Source organism: Cobetia sp. 3AK (genome assembly GCF_029846335.1).
Taxonomy (GTDB): Bacteria; Pseudomonadota; Gammaproteobacteria; order Pseudomonadales; family Halomonadaceae; genus Cobetia; species Cobetia marina.
Map to the genome: position 1 here is coordinate 553,818 of NZ_JARWKR010000001.1, position 15,400 is coordinate 569,217.

Below are 15,400 nucleotides of genomic sequence, written 5' to 3' on the forward strand. Positions count from 1 at the left end.
CAAGCGTCTGAAGACCTTCGCCGCGGCGGCACTACTGCCTCTGGCAGGTCTGCTGCCCACCGCGATGCCGGCCGCCTTCGCGGACAGCAGCGCGATTCTGGAAGGCGAGCGTTTCCATCCGGTGGAAGGCAAGCATGGCATGGTCGCCACCAGCCATTACCTGGCCTCACAGGTCGCACGTGATGTCCTGGCGGAAGGCGGCAATGCCGTCGATGCCGCCGTGGTGGCCGGCTTCGCGCTGGCCGTGACCCAACCCCGCTCCGGCAACATCGGTGGCGGCGGTTTCATGCTGGTGTCCGATGAGAAGACCGGCAAGGTGGTCGCCATCGATTACCGTGAGAAAGCTCCGGCCGCGGCCAGCGAGACGATGTTCCAGGACGAGAATGGCGAAGCCGTGGCCGAGTGGTCTCGCTTCACGCATCGCGCTGCGGGCGTGCCCGGCACCGTGGCCGGTCTTGCCAAGGCACTGGAGGACTACGGCACCCTGACGCTCGAGCAGGCACTGGCTCCGGCCATCAAGCTGGCAGAAGACGGTTTCGTCATCCCGACCCGCTTCGCCAAGGGGCTGAGCGATGCCAAGGACCGCCTCGCCAAGTGGGACAGCACCGCCAAGGTGTTCTACAAGCCGGATGGCAGCAACTATCAAGCTGGCGAGCTGTTCAAGCAGCCGGAACTGGCCGCGACGCTCAAGCGTATCGCCGCCAATGGCCCGCGCGAGTTCTACGAGGGTGAGACCGCCAGGCTGATCGTCGCCGAGATGGACCGCCATGACGGCATCATGACGATGGATGACCTGAAGGCCTACGAGCCGGAAATCCGTGAGCCGGTCCATGGCACCTATCGTGGCTACGACATCTTCTCGATGAGCCCGCCCTCCTCCGGCGGGGCGCACATCGTCCAGATTCTCAACATGCTCGAGGGTGACGACATCCAGGCGATGGGCTTCAATTCCGCCGCCACCATCCACGTGATGGCCGAGGCGATGCGCCGTGCCTACGCCGATCGCTCCGAGTATCTGGGCGACACCGACTTCGTCGATGTTCCGCTGGCCGGCATCACCTCCAAGGACTACGCCAAAGAGCTGCGCGGCCAGTTCGACATGAACCAGGCCACGCCGTCCAGCGAGATCAAGCCCGGCAAGCCGCAGCCCTATGAATCCAACCAGACCACCCACTTCTCGATCGCCGATGGCAATGGCCTGGCCGTCTCCAATACCTACACCATCAATTTCAGCTATGGCTCCGGCATCGTGGTGGATGGCGCAGGCTTTTTGCTCAACAACGAGATGGATGACTTCTCCGCCAAGCCGGGCGTGCCGAATGCCTATGGTCTGATCGGTGGCGTCGCCAACAAGATCGAGCCGGGCAAGCGCATGCTGTCCTCCATGAGCCCGACCATCGTGATGAAGGATGGCAAGAACTTCCTCGTCACCGGCAGCCCCGGCGGCTCGCGCATCATCACCACCACGCTTCAGGTGCTGATGAACGTGATCGATCACGGCATGAACATCCAGTCGGCGGTCAGCGCTCCGCGCATCCACCACCAGTGGCTGCCGGATGAGATCCGCATCGAGGCGGGCATCAGTCAGGACACCATCCGCCTGCTCGAGGCGATGGGCCACAAGGTCGTCACCAAGGACGCCATGGGGGCCATCCAGTCCGTGATGATCCAGGACGGCACCTTCTATGGCGGTGCCGACCCGCGCCGCTCCACCTCCTCGGCCATGGGGCTTTGAGCGAGGCCACTCGCGCTGCGCCTGACGCTCTGAGCAATGCGTCATCTGCCTGACTGGTCAGGACCTGCGATACGGGCGACACTCCACGGTGTCGCCCGTTTTCATGTCGCTCGCGCTCAACCAGGTGCTCTCTTGTCCTCCTCAAAGTCTCTTTCCTCGGCCGATGCCCGTTGGCGGCAACTGGCCAGCCGTTACCCCGTCGCCCTCATCGCGCTGGCTCAGCTGTTCGGCACCAGCCTGTGGTTCACGCCCAATGCCGTGCTGACGCCAATGCTGGCGAGCTGGAACTTTGCCGGCGAGAGCGCTGGCGCTCTGGGGCAACTGACCTCCTCGGTACAGGGCGGCTTCATCGTCGGCACCCTGACCCTGGGGCTGGCGGGACTGGCAGACCGCTTCGCGGCACGCCACCTGTTCATGGCTTCGTGCCTGCTGGGGGCGCTGACCAACCTGGCGCTCATCCTCGCGCCGGGGCTGTTGAGTGCCTCGGCGCTGCGCGTGCTGACCGGCCTCGCGCTGGCCGGCATCTATCCCATCGGGCTCAAGCTGATGGTACAGACGGCCCCGGACCGCGCCGGAGCTGCACTGGCCTGGCTGGTCGGCATGCTGGTGCTGGGCACCTCGCTGCCACATGGCCTGGCTGCCCTGCAACTCAGTGGCAGTTTCTCGCTCCCCTGGGGGGCGGCGATCGGCATGGCCTCGCTGCTGGCCGTGGCCGGGGCCGGACTGGTGGCCTTGCTGCCCGCTGTCGCCCCGCCCGCACCAGCGCCTGCCTCGACGCAGACATCCTTGCTTGCCCGCGCGACACGAGGGCTGGCCGCCTGGCGTCATCCCGGTTTCGTGCGCGGCGCGCTGGGCTACTTCGGCCACATGTGGGAGCTCTATACGCTGTGGGCATTGGTGCCGCTATTGCTGACGACCATGGCCAGACTCAACGGCCTCTCACTCTCGGCCACGCAACTGGCACTGCACAGCTTCATGGTGATCGCGGTGGGCGGGCCCGGTTGCGTGGTCGGAGGCTGGCTGTCGCGCACCCGCGGGAGTCTGTGGGTCGCGCGCCTGGGACTGGCGGGCTCGGTGATCCTCACCCTGCTGTTCGTCGGTGCCATGCAACTCGAGGCCGGCTATGGCCTGCTGCTGGGCCTGCTGGCGCTCTGGAGTCTGATGGCCGTGATCGATTCCCCGCAATTCTCCGCGCTGGCGGCCGGCGGCACGCCCGTCGAGCTGCAGGCCAGTGCGCTGGCCTTGATGAATGCCATCGGTTTCAGCCTGTCACTGGTCTCGATCGCCCTGCTGACCCCGCTGATCGCCGCACAGGGCAGCCTGTTGCTGCTGAGCATTCTGCCCGGCCCCTTGCTGGGGCTGCTGGCATTGACGCGCCGGGTGCCGCCCGGCCAGTGAGCGTCGCCGAACGGGAACAGCCATGAGCCAGAATTTCCACTACTCACCCGGCGCGATCTGACCCTATACTCGCGCCCATCAATCCGGGAGCCTGCCATTCAGCCGGCTCTCGTGATCCTTCCACTGTTGACCGGCCACCGGCCCGGGAGCCCGAACGATGATGCGACACCTGCGTATTACCTGCATGAGCGTGGCCTTGATGGCCACGACCGCGCTACTCAGCGCCTGCGGCACCAGCCCGCAACGCCTGTACGTCAACCCGCAGGTTGGCGAGATGGGGGTGGTCGGCCATGGCCAGCAGGTGGTGGTGGAAGTGCGCGACGAGCGACCCTCTGAGCGCATCGGCACCCGTGATGGTGCCACCAACGCCTCCAGCTATCTGGTGGTCCCGACCGGCGATCTGACGCCCAAGCTGGAGGCACAGGCCATCAGCGCCCTGCGCCGCATGGGCTTCGTGCCGGTGACCGCCGAGCAGGCCAATGCCGGTGCCACCGAACTGACCCTCTCGCTGACCGAGCTGGCCTATGGCGTGAAGCGCGGCGGTCTGCTCACCGACACCGCGGCACTCAACGGAGTGATCCAGGCAGTCGCGGTCTCCGGCAAGCAGCGCTACACCGGCAGCTATACCGCCACGCGTGATCAGGGCTACGCCCTCAAGCCCAGCCAGGAGAAGAATACCGAACTGGTCTCTCTGGTGATCGGGGATGCCCTGACACGCGCCTTCCAGGACACCACCCTGATCCGCCAGCTGGACCAGTAAGTCCACTCGAGAGACGCGTCCAGCAGCCCCGCACCACCTGCTCGTCCAACGAAAACACCACCGCCGCCCAATGGGCGGCGGTGGCGTTTCACGAGATGAGGCAGACCCGCCAGGTATCGCGGCGAGGTGGACCAGTCAATCACTCTCTGGGCCCCTTGCGCACCAGCGCCCAGATCGTCTCGCGCAGACCACGATCATCCGGCGCACGGCGCTCCAGCACCTCCAGCGTGAAATTGGCGCCCAACAGCCGCCGGATCTCCGCCTCCGAGACATGAAACGGCGGCCCTTGTTCACGCTCCGTGTCACGCTCGAGACTGATCAACAGGCCGCGAGCGCCGGGCGGCAACAGCTGAGCCAGATGGAAGGCATAACGCTGACGAGTCGCCTCGGGCAGTGCAATCAGCGCCGCACGGTCATAGAAGGCATCGAGATGATCGACATGATCGATGTGGAAGTGGAAGAAGTCTCCGCACCACAGCTCGACCGGCCCCTGACGGAAGCATTCGAAGTGATCCAGTCGATAGCGCGAGACATCCCCGACTCCCTCGGCCACGAAGGCCTCACAGGCCTGACGCGCAAGCTCGATCCCCAGCACCGGATGCCCCTGAGCCGCCAGCCAGCGCATGTCCAGACTCTTGCCACACAGCGGCACCAGCACCTTGGCCTGGGGCGCGATGTCGAGACGCGGCCACCAGCGCTCCAGCGCCGGATGGGGCGCCGGCAGATGAAAGCCGATCCGGCCTTCGGCCCAACGCGCAAGCCAGGGGTCACTGGCCGGGGCATTGCCTGACATCAACGCTGACACGGGGTCATCTGCTGACATGGGAGAGCCCTCCTGGAATCTGGAGATGCCCGAGTGCGGCGACACTCGGGCGAGTGGAGACCTTCACGAATTACAGGAAACCGTGACGCTTCTTCTTGCGGCGCGGCAGGTGCGGCACGATCAGGCCGACCAGCAGTCCGGCACCGGCCACACCACCGCCATACATGAAGTAACGCATCAACAGGTCCTGCTTCTGGGTGTCCAGCAGCGCCTGCATCTTGCGCATCTTGCTGCGGGCCTGCTCAAGCTCCGCGGACTGGCTGTTGCTGGAGGCTTCCAGCTCCTCGATGCGCGCCTGACGCGTCTCGAGGCCAGCCTTCATGTCCGAGACCCGGGTTTCCCACTCGTCATTGATGCCATCGAGCCTGGCCGTAAGCTCCTTGACCTTGCTGCTGAGGGCCGGCACACGCGCATTGACGCTGCGCGTGTCCTGAAGGTCGGCGGAAGGCAGCCAGACCACGTCACCGCTGGCAGTGCGGATCTTGCTGTAGTCATTCTGGACGTCGAGCAGCTCGACCGGCTGCCCGGCCTCCACCGTGCCCACGATACGGTAACCATCGGTGGGGCCGCTGCGCACGAAGGTGGTGAGATTGTCAGAGACCCAACGCTCGCTCGCGGCATTGGCCAGCGGTGCAGACAGTCCCAGCATCAGGCTGCCGGTGACGCCAAGCCCAAGCAAGGCACGGCGCAATGAGCGCAGGCTCACGCTGCCGAGTGAACGAAGGGAAAAGGTGCTGAGAGTGAGTGATCGCATCATGTCGCGTTCTTCATGGGTGTCTGAGGGCGGTGGTCGCCGCTGACGAGCAGGCATCGGAATCGAGGCTTCCGAACGCATCTGCCGAACACCGTCGACCGCTTGTCGGCATGCCGTGGCATGCCTTGATCTGCCCATGCGCTGTCTGACAGGTTGCGTGACGCGAGGCTTCCTGCCTGACATCACTATACCGCTGGGACGTAGTAGATATTTCGCTGTCATCAGACATCCACACTTTCTGTGGATAAGTCTTGGGACAACGTGACGATGGAAGGTCCGCGCACGGCGAAATGCCTGCCCCGCCAACAAATCGTTTATTTTTTGACCAGCACCAGTGCCGCCACTGTCGGCATGAAAACCTCAATAAATCAAGCTATTGACAGCTGCCTGTTTGCCCTGCAACACGGGCTTGAGACGGATATCACACGCGGACGTCGCCAATCTGCCCGTGAGGATACCACAGCCACCCTCAGCCTGAAGCCATGCGTGCAAGCCTCTCGCCACTCCCGTCCCGCCCCCGACATTTCCATGAGAAACCCCAGAGCTTGCAGGGGCCGCCACGGTCTGAGGGCTGGCCGCATGCCCGCCAGACTCCTATACTATGCCGTCCTGATTTCGGCTCAGGCACGCAGTGAGCATCACGTCTCAAGGCTGCCACGCCCTCGATTCCCGCCAGGCTCAGGCCTCGGGGCTCATTCATCACAAGTCGCGCCCCTTCTCCTGACCACTTCTCAAGCCCTCCGCCACCCAAGGTGTCGAGAGCCGGAAGTGAACGAAGGTTCGGCGCGCAGCTCAGAGCGTTCACACAAGGCAATGGCGAAGAAACTCTTCATCAAGACCCACGGCTGCCAGATGAACGAGTATGACTCCGCGCGCATGGCGGATCTGCTCGGCGAATCGCACCAGATGGAAGTCACCAGCGACGAATCCGAGGCAGACGTCATCCTGCTCAACACCTGCTCCATCCGCGAGAAGGCGCAGGAGAAGGTGTTCCATCAGCTGGGACGCTGGAAGAAGCTCAAGGAGAAGAATCCGGACCTGGTGATCGGTGTCGGCGGCTGCGTGGCCAGTCAGGAAGGCGACAACCTGCGCAAGCGCGCGCCACATGTGGACATGGTCTTCGGCCCGCAGACCCTGCACCGCGTGCCGAAGATGCTCAATACGCGTCGCGAGAGCCTCAAGCAGATCTCCGTGGTCGACGTGACCTTCCCGGAGATCGAGAAGTTCGACAACCTGCCCGCGCCCAAGAGCGACGGCGCCAGCGCCTTCGTCTCGGTGATGGAAGGCTGCTCCAAGTACTGCACCTTCTGCGTGGTGCCCTACACCCGTGGTGAGGAAGTCTCACGTCCCTTCGAGAAGGTGATGGATGAAGTCATCCATCTGGCCGACCAGGGTGTGCGCGAGATCAATCTGCTGGGCCAGAACGTCAATGCCTACGCCGGCCTCAACCTGCTGGGCGAGGAGATCGACCTGGCCGAGCTGATCAGCTGCGTGGCGCAGGTCGAGGGGATCGACCGCATCCGCTTCACCACCTCGCATCCGCTGGAGTTCAAGGACTCGCTGATCGAGGCCTTCGGCGAGATCCCCGAGCTGGTCAGCCACCTGCACCTGCCGGTGCAGTCAGGCTCCAACCGCATTCTGGCGGCGATGAAGCGTGGCCACGAGCGTGATCTCTACATCGACAAGCTCGAGCGCATCCGTGCGCTGCGTCCGGACATCAGCTTCTCTTCCGACTTCATCGTCGGCTTCCCGGGCGAGACGGATCAGGACTTCATGGACACCATGGACCTGATCGGCCAGATCGGCTTCGATCACTCCTTCAGCTTCATCTACTCGGCACGCCCCGGCACCCCGGCGGCCAGCCTCGAGGATGATACGCCCGAGGAGGTGAAGAAGGAGCGCCTGATGATCCTGCAGGAGCGCATCAATCAGCAGGCGATGCAGATCGGGCGCAAGATGGTCGGCACCACCCAGCGCATTCTGGTCTCCGGGTTCTCGCCGCGCGATCCGGGCCTGCTCTCCGGGCGTACCGAGAACAATCGCGTGGTCAACTTCCGCGCCGCCAACCCGACCGAGCTGATCGGCTACCTGGTGGATGTCGAGATCACCGAGGCCTATCCCAATTCGCTGCGTGGCGAGCTCGCCTCTCCCTATCGCTATTGATCACTCGTCGCCCCAGGGATTGACGAGGCGCCATCAGCCCCCACTATCAAGCGGATAGCCACGTTGGCCGTACAGGACAATTGCCCTGTACGGCCATCGCGCATTAAGCTCTTCTCAACGACGTGGCAGCCGGGTTTCACTCAGGTGAATTCCTTGCCCACCGCGACTCACGCATTCACCTGCATCAGGACATTCGACGCCTTGAGCCACCAGCCCCAGCAAGCCAATCGCATTCTCAACATGACGCTCGAGCCGGCAGACCCACAGCGTCTGGCCAGCCTGACCGGTCAGCGCGACGAGCACCTCAAGCTGATCGAATCCCGACTCGGTGTCACCCTGCGCAACCGCGGCAACGACTTCCAGATCGCCGGCCCCTCGGCTGCCGTCAAGGCCGCAGCCAACGTGCTGGAGCACCTCTATCGCGAGACCGGTGCCGGGGAAGTCGATGCCGAGACCGTCCATCTCTTCCTGCAGGAATCCGGTGTCGAGGCACTGGTGGAAGCCGCGGAAGACCAGGACGTCAGCTACGGCGACGTGGTGATTCGTACTCCCAAGGTGCTGGTCCGCCCGCGCGGCTTCAACCAGCAGGGTTACGTCACCGAGATGCGCAACCACGACATCAACTTCGGCATCGGCCCGGCCGGTACCGGCAAGACCTATCTGGCCGTCGCCGCTGCGGTGGAAGCGCTCAACAATCAGGAAGTGCGCCGTATCCTGCTGGTGCGCCCGGCGGTCGAGGCCGGCGAGAAGCTCGGCTTCCTGCCCGGTGATCTGGCCCAGAAGATCGACCCCTACCTGCGCCCGCTCTATGACGCCCTCTACGAGATGCTCGGCTTCGAGCACGTCAACAAGATGATCGAGCGCCAGATCATCGAGATCGCCCCGCTGGCCTACATGCGTGGCCGGACGCTCAACAATGCCTACATCATTCTCGATGAGTCCCAGAACACCACGCGCGAACAGATGAAGATGTTCCTGACGCGCATCGGTTTCGGCTCCACCGCCGTCATCACCGGGGATGTCTCGCAGGTCGACCTGCCGCGTGGTACCCAGTCGGGCCTTGCGCACGTGCTGGAAGTGCTCAAGGACACTCCCGGGATCAGCATCACCCGCTTCCTCGCCAAGGACGTGGTGCGTCACCCGCTGGTGCAGCGCATCGTCGAGGCCTACGACAGCTTCGAGGCCGAGGAAGAGAAGCAGGAAGGCGAGCGTCGCGAGAAGCGCCAGGCCGAGCGCGAAGCGCGCATGGCGGCACTCAATGCCCAGGGCAGCACGCCGCCTTCTGAGAACAGCTCGTCCAGTGACAGGCCCTCCGGCAATGGGGGTGCTCAGTGAGCCAGGCACCTGCCGTGGTCGTGGACCTGCAACTCGCTGTCACCGAGAGCGAGATCGATGGCCAGCCGTTGCCGGCGAGCCATCAGCTCGAGGCCTGGGTGGCCGCGGCGCTGGCAGGGGCCATGGCCGATGACGCCTTGCAGAGTGACGGCGAGGTGGATGACACCCCCTACGAGCTGACCGTGCGCCTGGTGGAAGAGGAAGAAAGCCGCGGGCTCAACCGCGACTATCGCGGCAAGGATTCCTCCACCAATGTGCTGTCCTTCCCGCATGAGCCACTGGATCTCGAGGACTTCGCCCTGCCGGCCGAACTGGCGGAGCGTTTCGCCGAGGAAGCTCCGGGATTCGATGACGGTGAAGACGCCGGCCTCGACGGCCAGCCTCAGGGCGACGTCGCTGACGACGATGTCATGCTGGAGTCAGGTGGCGTGGGGGATGCTGAGGCGCCGCAGACCCCGGAACTGATGACGGCTGAGGATGAGGCCGCGGATGAGGCGGACGACGCCTCGCGCTTTCTCGGCGACCTCGTCATCAGCGTACACGTCGTGGCGCGGGAAGCGGCCGCTCAGGGCAAGTCCCTCGAGGACCATTTTGCCCATATGCTCGTGCATGGCACCTTGCACTTGCTAGGTTATGACCATATCGAGGACGATGACGCCGAGCATATGGAAGCCCTCGAGCGTGACGTGCTGGCAGGGCTGGGCATTGCCGACCCCTACCGGGAAGAGAATCAATGATGCCGATGCCCTTTCGCATCGGCAGCACCCGCCGTCGGGTGATGCCTGGTTCGTCCAGGCGTCACCCGGCAGCCCCGATACCCCCACGACGATGGGGTATCGCCACCGAGGAAAAGAGAAACTAACGCATGAGCGAAGACCGATCGGGAAGCCATTCGAAATCCTGGCTCGATAAGCTGTTCGGCGCCTTCTCAAGCGACACCGACGAACCCAGCTCCCGCAGTGAGCTGCTTCAGTTCCTGACCGAGGTAGGCCCACGCCTCAACCTCGATCAGGACGCGATTGCCATCATCGAGGGCGCGCTGGAAATCAGTGACCAGCAAGTCCGCGAGGTGATGATCCCCCGCTCCCAGATGCAGGCCATCCAGGTCGATCAGCGTCCCGAGGAGTACCTGCCGCTGATCCTCGAATCGGCGCATTCCCGCTATCCCGTCATCGACGAGAACCTCGACGAGGTGCTCGGCATCCTGCTGGCCAAGGACCTGCTGCCGCTAATCCTGCAGAACGACAGCGAGCGCAAGCGCTTCGATCTACGCGAAGCCATCCGTCCGGCCATGTTCATCCCGGAGTCCAAGCGCCTCAACAGCCTGCTCAAGGAATTCCGCGAGACCCGCAATCACATGGCGGTGGTCATCGATGAATACGGCGGCACCGCGGGCCTGATCACCATCGAGGACATTCTCGAGCAGATCGTCGGCGACATCGAGGATGAGCACGACACCGATGAGGATGAGGATATCCGTGAGCTGGGCGACGGCCAGTTCGCCGTCAGCGCCCTGACCACCATCGAGGACTTCAACGAGCACTTCGCCACCGACTTCCCGGATGAAGAGTTCGATACCATCGGCGGTCTGATGATCCAGCGCTTCGGCCACATGCCACGTCGCCAGGAGTCGACCGACTTCGCCGGCTGGCGCTTTACCGTGCTCAATGCCGACAACCGTCGCATTCGCCAGGTGCAGGTCTGCCGCCTGGAAGATGCCACCGGTGATGCCCCGCCCTCCGCTGAGCATCGCGCGCACATCAGCGGTGAGTGACGCATGGCGCTGATGCCAGGCTGAATCGATAGAGGACAATGCCAGACATGCCCGACGGTGTGTCTGGCATTTTACAAGGAGAGCGGCATGTCCGAATCACCTCACCCGGCGGCCTTCAGGGGCACGTCGTCGTTGAGCAATGCGCTGGGCCACCTGCTGGCTCTGATCGCCGGTGTCTTGATCACCCTGAGTTTCGCCCCCTTCGAGCAATGGTGGCTGGGCCCGGTGGGTGCGGGGCTGCTCTACGGCGCCCTGCGCATGCCGAGCGGTGGCTTCCTGCGCGCCTGGTGGTATGGCGTCGGTCTGTTCGGCAGTGGCGCCAGCTGGGTCTATGTCTCGATCCATGATTACGGCTATACCGGCATGCCGCTGGCCGTGCTGCTGACGATGCTGTTCGTCTCCACCATGGCGCTGTTCCCGATGCTGTGGATGGGGCTGTGGCAACGCTTCTGCTCACGCCAGCTGGACGTGCTGTCGTTCGCTGCCGTCTTCGTCATCAGTGAGCTGTTTCGCACCTGGGCCTTCACCGGCTTCCCGTGGCTGCTGCTGGGCAACAGTGCGGTGGGGTCGCCGCTGGCCAATTGGGTGCCGATACTCGGGGTCTACGGCGTCTCACTGATCATCGCGCTGTCCGGTGCATTGCTGTGGAACCTGGCGCTCAGGCGGCGCTGGCTGACCCTCGTGCCATTGGTGGTGCTGTGGGGGGCGGGTCTGCTGCTGCCGACCAGCTGGACGCATCCCGGCGGAGAGCCGGCACGCGTCGCGCTGCTGCAGGGCAACCTGCCGCAGCTGATCAAGTGGAGCGCCGAGGGCCAGCGACGCGCGGCCAATACCTATGCCGCGATGACCCGGGCCGTGCAGGACGATGCCGACCTGATCGTGTGGCCGGAAACCGCACTGCCGATGCTGCGCGATCAGGCCGAACCCTTCCTGGAACGCATCCAGGCGACGCTGCCTCCCAAGACCGGGCTGATCACCGGCATCGTCGAGCGCGACGCCGACAACCGCTTCTACAACAGCGTGATCCCCATCGATGACCCTTCGGCCCAGTACCGCAAGGAACATCTGGTGCCCTTCGGAGAATATGTGCCGCTGGAGAGCTGGTTGCGTGGCATCATCGGCTTCTTAGACCTGCCGATGTCGAGCATGCAATCAGGCGACAGTCAGCAGGAACCGCTGTTCGTGAGCGGGCTGCGTATCGGGGTCGCCATCTGCTACGAGATCGTCTATCCGGAGCTGGTTCGCCAGCGGGCGCTGAGCTCGACCGTGCTGCTGACCGTGTCCAATGACACCTGGTTCGGTCACTCCATCGGCCCGCTCCAGCACCTGCAGATGGCACAGATTCGCGCACTGGAAAACGGACGTTTCCTGCTGCGCGCGACCAGCAACGGGGTGACGGCGATCATCTCGCCACAGGGGGAGATCATTGCCCGCGCCCCGCAGTTCGAGGAGGCGACCGTCACCGGCGACATCCGCCTGCAGCTGGGCATGACGCCCTGGATGCGCTTCGGACTGCTGCCGATATGGATTCTGGTGGGCCTGCTGCTGGCACCGAGCCTGATACTGGGCATCGGTGAACGTCTGGCGGCACGCCGTGGCATGAAGGCGTCCAGCTGATACGCTGCTCCCCCTATCCGCTGCCGGGAGATGCCCGGCAGCGCCTCTGAACAAGCGAGACCATCATGGGCTTCACCGAGTTTCTCGGCATCATCAAGGACCTGATACTGCCACCCGGCGGCCCGCTGCTGCTGCTGATCCTGACCATGCTGATCCTCAAGCGCTGGCCGACTCTGGCGCGGGCGTTGATGGCACTGGCCATTCTTGGCATGTGGCTCCTGGCGTCACCGGTCGTCTCCACACGCCTGATGGCCGGGCTTGAGCGCATTCAGCCCAGTGCACCGGCGGAATGGATTCAGGCTCAGGCGGTGGTCGTGCTGTCCGGTGGCCGTTACTACAATGCGCCGGAGCTGCAGGGACGAGACCGGATCAACGGCGAGACGCTCAGCCGGCTGGACGAAGGCGTGCGGGTCGCGCGCAATGCCGAGCTGCCGATCCTGCTGACCGGCGGCAAGGTCTCGTCATCGGACGATGGCACCCTGGCGGAACTGATGCAGCGCTCGCTGATCGATGAATTCGATTACCCGGCGCGCTGGCTTGAGAACCGCAGCGAGAATACCCAGCAGAATGCGCGCTACACTCGCGAGATGCTCAAGGAAGACGACATCAACAAGATCGTGCTGGTCACCAGTGCCTGGCACATGCCGCGCGCGATGCGCAACTTCCAGAATCAGGGCTTCCGCACCATCATTCCGGCCCCGGTGGGATACACCACCGTCTCCGGGCTGGGAATCGATGCCTGGATTCCCAACAGCTCCGCGCTGACCCAGTCACGCTGGGCACTGCACGAGTGGATCGGCTGGCTGGTGGGTCGCTAGACGCATCGAGGCCACCGACCAGAGACACGACAGGCTGCCCATGGGCAGCCTGTCGTGTCTCTGGTCATCAATGCCACCCTGCCACGCTCACGCTCTCAGGTGACCTCCTGCATCCAGCTGGCCTGCCTGAGCCAGGGCCCCAGCTGGCGACGCTGGAAAGCCGGGTCCCGCGTCCATTCATCGCATCCGACATGGGCATTGCCCGCGGGAAGCTCACCCAGCACATCATCGGGAAACGCCAGGCTGGCGCGCGAGTTCACCTTCAGCGAATAACAGCGGTCATGGTTCATGAGGCTGGTACGCAGATAGCGCCAGACGCGCTCCTTGAGAAACCATTGATCGATGTTCGGGGTTTCCACCTGCCGGGGACTCCAGTCCGCCAGCATCCCCTCCATCGAGGGCAGCACCCCGGCGACACCTCCCCAGAGTCCCGCCAGCACGAGATCGGTATGCGTCCACCAATCGCGCATCACATGGAAGAAGCGCCCGGAAGTCAGCCACATCTGCACGGCTCGTACCTCGCGAAGACTGATGACACTGTCGCAGTCCCGCACAAGGAAATAGCCAACGCCGGGATCATCCGCGACCGCAAATCGCCAGCACAGCCGCTGTCTGAGTGAGTCGGTCTTCGGACGTTCCACCAGCTCGGCGTCCAGCTGCCGGGCGATGTCCAGAAAATCCTCTGGCACACTGTCGTCGTGATACAGCCGCACCTGCCAGCCCGGGTAGAGCACCGGTGCCAGCAACAGGTTATGCAACATGCCATTCAGATAACGCGGCCCCTGGCCCCAGAGACCATAGGACAGCACTCGCCGCTTGCCGGCTGCCACCGCCGATGGGGCTCTGGAGGGCAATGCCCAGTCCTTGGCAAGCGGCTGGTCTCCGTACGCGACATCCTTGAGCTCCAATGCGCGATTGCCGAAGCCACGTGCCTGAGCATGGCGCCCCAGGCGTGCACAGCAGGAGGCCAATGCATCGAACAGTACCGGATTGCGGCTTCCTCCATCGACCAGCCTCTGCCCAGCGGCGATAGCCCCTGACGCATCACCCGCCCGCGACAGGCATACCACCCGATTGAGGGAGATTTCTTCATCCTCGGGGCATTCATCACAACCCTGGCCGAGTATCTGACCGGCAGCGCGATAATCCCCCAGCAGGAACAGGTAGTAGGACACCTGCTTGAAGAGGCCCGCGGCACGCGGGCGAGCCTGTTGATTGAAATGCGCGATCATGCACTGGACGGCTCGGGCGCGATGCCCTGCCGTCCACTCCTGATGCGCTGGCAGGAACCAGTCGTGCGGTGTCGCCATCAGTCCCGGGGGTCCGCATCGGTTGATGGCGCGGGTTGCGGCGCCCCGCGTGCGAAGAAACGGTGCCCACAGGCATGGCAGGGCTCCAGTACGCTGGGGCGCGTCAAGGTCGTGATGGCCTCGCAATGCACGCAGTGCAGCAGCCCCGGCGCGATGACTTCTCCACTGGTGTAGTCGGCGCGAGCGGCCTCGAGGTCTTCCTCGAAGTGCGCGCGGTCCACCACGGTGCGATCCGCGATGGACATCAGCGCGGAACTGACGCTGCGCGACAGCACGTCGAGATCAATCCCCAGCCAGCTGGCGACCCCTTCGCCACCGGCCGCCAGGTGGCGACGGAATTCCTGCATGTCCCGCTCGACCCAGGCACGCAGCAGCGCCAGCTCGTCACGGGTGAACTCCTCGACCTCGGCCTCGAACTTCACCGCTTCATCCAGCTCGGCCTTGAGCCCTTCCCAGGACAACTCGCCGCTACTGTCTTCCAGACGCGTCAGGATTCGCCCATAGGCATCGCCGAGACGTCCTTCCCCTTCGCCCTGCGGCTGGCGGGAGGGCATCGGGGTATCTTCAAAGCCGCTGTCATGCGAGGACGTGGTGGCACTGGCGGGATCGTGCGGATCACGGGGTTCACGTGGTTGGCTCATGGACTCTCCTTGTATCATCAGCGTCTCCCGGTCTGCGGGAGGCATGGGGCGCTCTCTCAAGCATGGTGGTGTTGGCGTTGCTTCACAAGCCACACCCACTCGTGGCCGCCTGCAGGACGTGACGCAGGTCAGGATATCGCGTCACCCTATCAAGACCGGTCTCACGGCGGACCATGGCAGTCGCCTCCCCTACCTGAGGCCTGGCGTCTGGGGTAGACTTGACCCCATCGCTGACAGTGGCGGCCTTGCCAAGCGGACCGCCCATCTCTTCA

Annotated in this window: 13 protein-coding genes; 9 read left to right on the plus strand and 4 right to left on the minus strand. The window is 64.2% G+C overall.

Going from position 1 to position 15,400, the window contains the following annotated elements; all coding sequences use genetic code 11:
* The first annotated feature begins 64 nt into the window (after positions 1 to 64).
* From ggt to QD228_RS02430, 3 genes are all read left to right on the plus strand, one after another.
* Positions 65 to 1,735, plus strand: coding sequence for a gamma-glutamyltransferase (ggt, locus tag QD228_RS02420; protein ID WP_279874320.1), 1,671 nt, complete (start codon positions 65 to 67; stop codon positions 1,733 to 1,735).
* Between the two features lie 132 nt (positions 1,736 to 1,867).
* Positions 1,868 to 3,133, plus strand: coding sequence for an MFS transporter (locus QD228_RS02425; protein ID WP_279855215.1), 1,266 nt, complete (start codon positions 1,868 to 1,870; stop codon positions 3,131 to 3,133).
* Between the two features lie 157 nt (positions 3,134 to 3,290).
* Entirely contained in the window at positions 3,291 to 3,893 is a 603-nt protein-coding gene (locus QD228_RS02430) for a YajG family lipoprotein (protein ID WP_077371405.1), read from the plus strand.
* Positions 3,894 to 4,032: 139 nt separating this feature from the next.
* Here the strand turns inward: QD228_RS02430 and tmpT are convergent, their stop codons facing one another.
* Together tmpT and QD228_RS02440 are read right to left on the minus strand one after the other, a co-directional pair.
* A complete protein-coding gene (gene tmpT / locus QD228_RS02435; protein WP_279874297.1) occupies positions 4,033 to 4,716 on the minus strand; it encodes a thiopurine S-methyltransferase in 684 nt (227 codons plus the stop codon).
* Between the two features lie 70 nt (positions 4,717 to 4,786).
* Complete coding sequence (locus QD228_RS02440) at positions 4,787 to 5,473, minus strand: TIGR04211 family SH3 domain-containing protein (RefSeq protein ID WP_307722825.1); 687 nt, start codon at positions 5,471 to 5,473, stop codon at positions 4,787 to 4,789.
* An 810-nt stretch (positions 5,474 to 6,283) separates the two neighbouring features.
* On the opposite strand from QD228_RS02440, the gene miaB reads away from it, so the two are divergent.
* The 6 genes from miaB (at position 6,284) to QD228_RS02470 (ending at position 13,177) form a co-directional block, all read left to right on the plus strand.
* Positions 6,284 to 7,633, plus strand: a complete 1,350-nt coding sequence (gene miaB / locus QD228_RS02445; RefSeq protein WP_077373068.1) for a tRNA (N6-isopentenyl adenosine(37)-C2)-methylthiotransferase MiaB — start codon at positions 6,284 to 6,286, stop codon at positions 7,631 to 7,633.
* A 240-nt stretch (positions 7,634 to 7,873) separates the two neighbouring features.
* Positions 7,874 to 8,968, plus strand: coding sequence for a PhoH family protein (locus tag QD228_RS02450; RefSeq protein ID WP_191237901.1), 1,095 nt, complete (start codon positions 7,874 to 7,876; stop codon positions 8,966 to 8,968).
* Positions 8,969 to 9,090: 122 nt separating this feature from the next.
* Entirely contained in the window at positions 9,091 to 9,705 is a 615-nt protein-coding gene (gene ybeY / locus QD228_RS02455; protein WP_279874322.1) for an rRNA maturation RNase YbeY, read from the plus strand.
* Between the two features lie 128 nt (positions 9,706 to 9,833).
* A complete protein-coding gene (locus QD228_RS02460; protein WP_077371396.1) occupies positions 9,834 to 10,742 on the plus strand; it encodes a transporter associated domain-containing protein in 909 nt (302 codons plus the stop codon).
* An 87-nt stretch (positions 10,743 to 10,829) separates the two neighbouring features.
* Positions 10,830 to 12,359 (plus strand): apolipoprotein N-acyltransferase, encoded by a 1,530-nt coding sequence (lnt, locus tag QD228_RS02465; RefSeq protein WP_279874298.1) that lies wholly within the window; start codon positions 10,830 to 10,832, stop codon positions 12,357 to 12,359.
* Positions 12,360 to 12,424: 65 nt separating this feature from the next.
* Complete coding sequence (locus QD228_RS02470) at positions 12,425 to 13,177, plus strand: YdcF family protein (RefSeq protein ID WP_077371390.1); 753 nt, start codon at positions 12,425 to 12,427, stop codon at positions 13,175 to 13,177.
* 95 nt (positions 13,178 to 13,272) lie between these two features.
* Here QD228_RS02470 and QD228_RS02475 read toward each other — a convergent pair whose 3' ends face one another.
* Together QD228_RS02475 and QD228_RS02480 are read right to left on the minus strand one after the other, a co-directional pair.
* Positions 13,273 to 14,487: a hypothetical protein gene (locus QD228_RS02475; RefSeq protein WP_279874299.1), complete on the minus strand. Its 1,215-nt coding sequence runs from the start codon at positions 14,485 to 14,487 to the stop codon at positions 13,273 to 13,275.
* Positions 14,487 to 15,128 (minus strand): zinc ribbon-containing protein, encoded by a 642-nt coding sequence (locus QD228_RS02480; RefSeq protein WP_308477992.1) that lies wholly within the window; start codon positions 15,126 to 15,128, stop codon positions 14,487 to 14,489. Before QD228_RS02480 ends, QD228_RS02475 begins: the two co-directional genes overlap by 1 nt.
* Positions 15,129 to 15,400 lie beyond the last annotated feature (272 nt).

Excerpts from the sequence above, each read along its gene's own strand:
- ggt (WP_279874320.1), top strand. The coding sequence starts at position 65 with ATGCCGGCCGCCTTCGCGGACAGCAGCGCGATTCTGGAAGGCGAGCGT.
- QD228_RS02430 (WP_077371405.1), top strand. The coding sequence starts at position 3,291 with ATGATGCGACACCTGCGTATTACCTGCATGAGCGTGGCCTTGATGGCC.
- tmpT (WP_279874297.1), bottom strand. The coding sequence starts at position 4,716 with ATGTCAGCAGATGACCCCGTGTCAGCGTTGATGTCAGGCAATGCCCCG.
- QD228_RS02440 (WP_307722825.1), bottom strand. The coding sequence starts at position 5,473 with ATGATGCGATCACTCACTCTCAGCACCTTTTCCCTTCGTTCACTCGGC.
- miaB (WP_077373068.1), top strand. The coding sequence starts at position 6,284 with ATGGCGAAGAAACTCTTCATCAAGACCCACGGCTGCCAGATGAACGAG.
- QD228_RS02450 (WP_191237901.1), top strand. The coding sequence starts at position 7,874 with ATGACGCTCGAGCCGGCAGACCCACAGCGTCTGGCCAGCCTGACCGGT.
- ybeY (WP_279874322.1), top strand. The coding sequence starts at position 9,091 with ATGGCCGATGACGCCTTGCAGAGTGACGGCGAGGTGGATGACACCCCC.
- QD228_RS02460 (WP_077371396.1), top strand. The coding sequence starts at position 9,834 with ATGAGCGAAGACCGATCGGGAAGCCATTCGAAATCCTGGCTCGATAAG.
- lnt (WP_279874298.1), top strand. The coding sequence starts at position 10,830 with ATGTCCGAATCACCTCACCCGGCGGCCTTCAGGGGCACGTCGTCGTTG.
- QD228_RS02470 (WP_077371390.1), top strand. The coding sequence starts at position 12,425 with ATGGGCTTCACCGAGTTTCTCGGCATCATCAAGGACCTGATACTGCCA.
- QD228_RS02475 (WP_279874299.1), bottom strand. The coding sequence starts at position 14,487 with ATGGCGACACCGCACGACTGGTTCCTGCCAGCGCATCAGGAGTGGACG.
- QD228_RS02480 (WP_308477992.1), bottom strand. The coding sequence starts at position 15,128 with ATGAGCCAACCACGTGAACCCCGTGATCCGCACGATCCCGCCAGTGCC.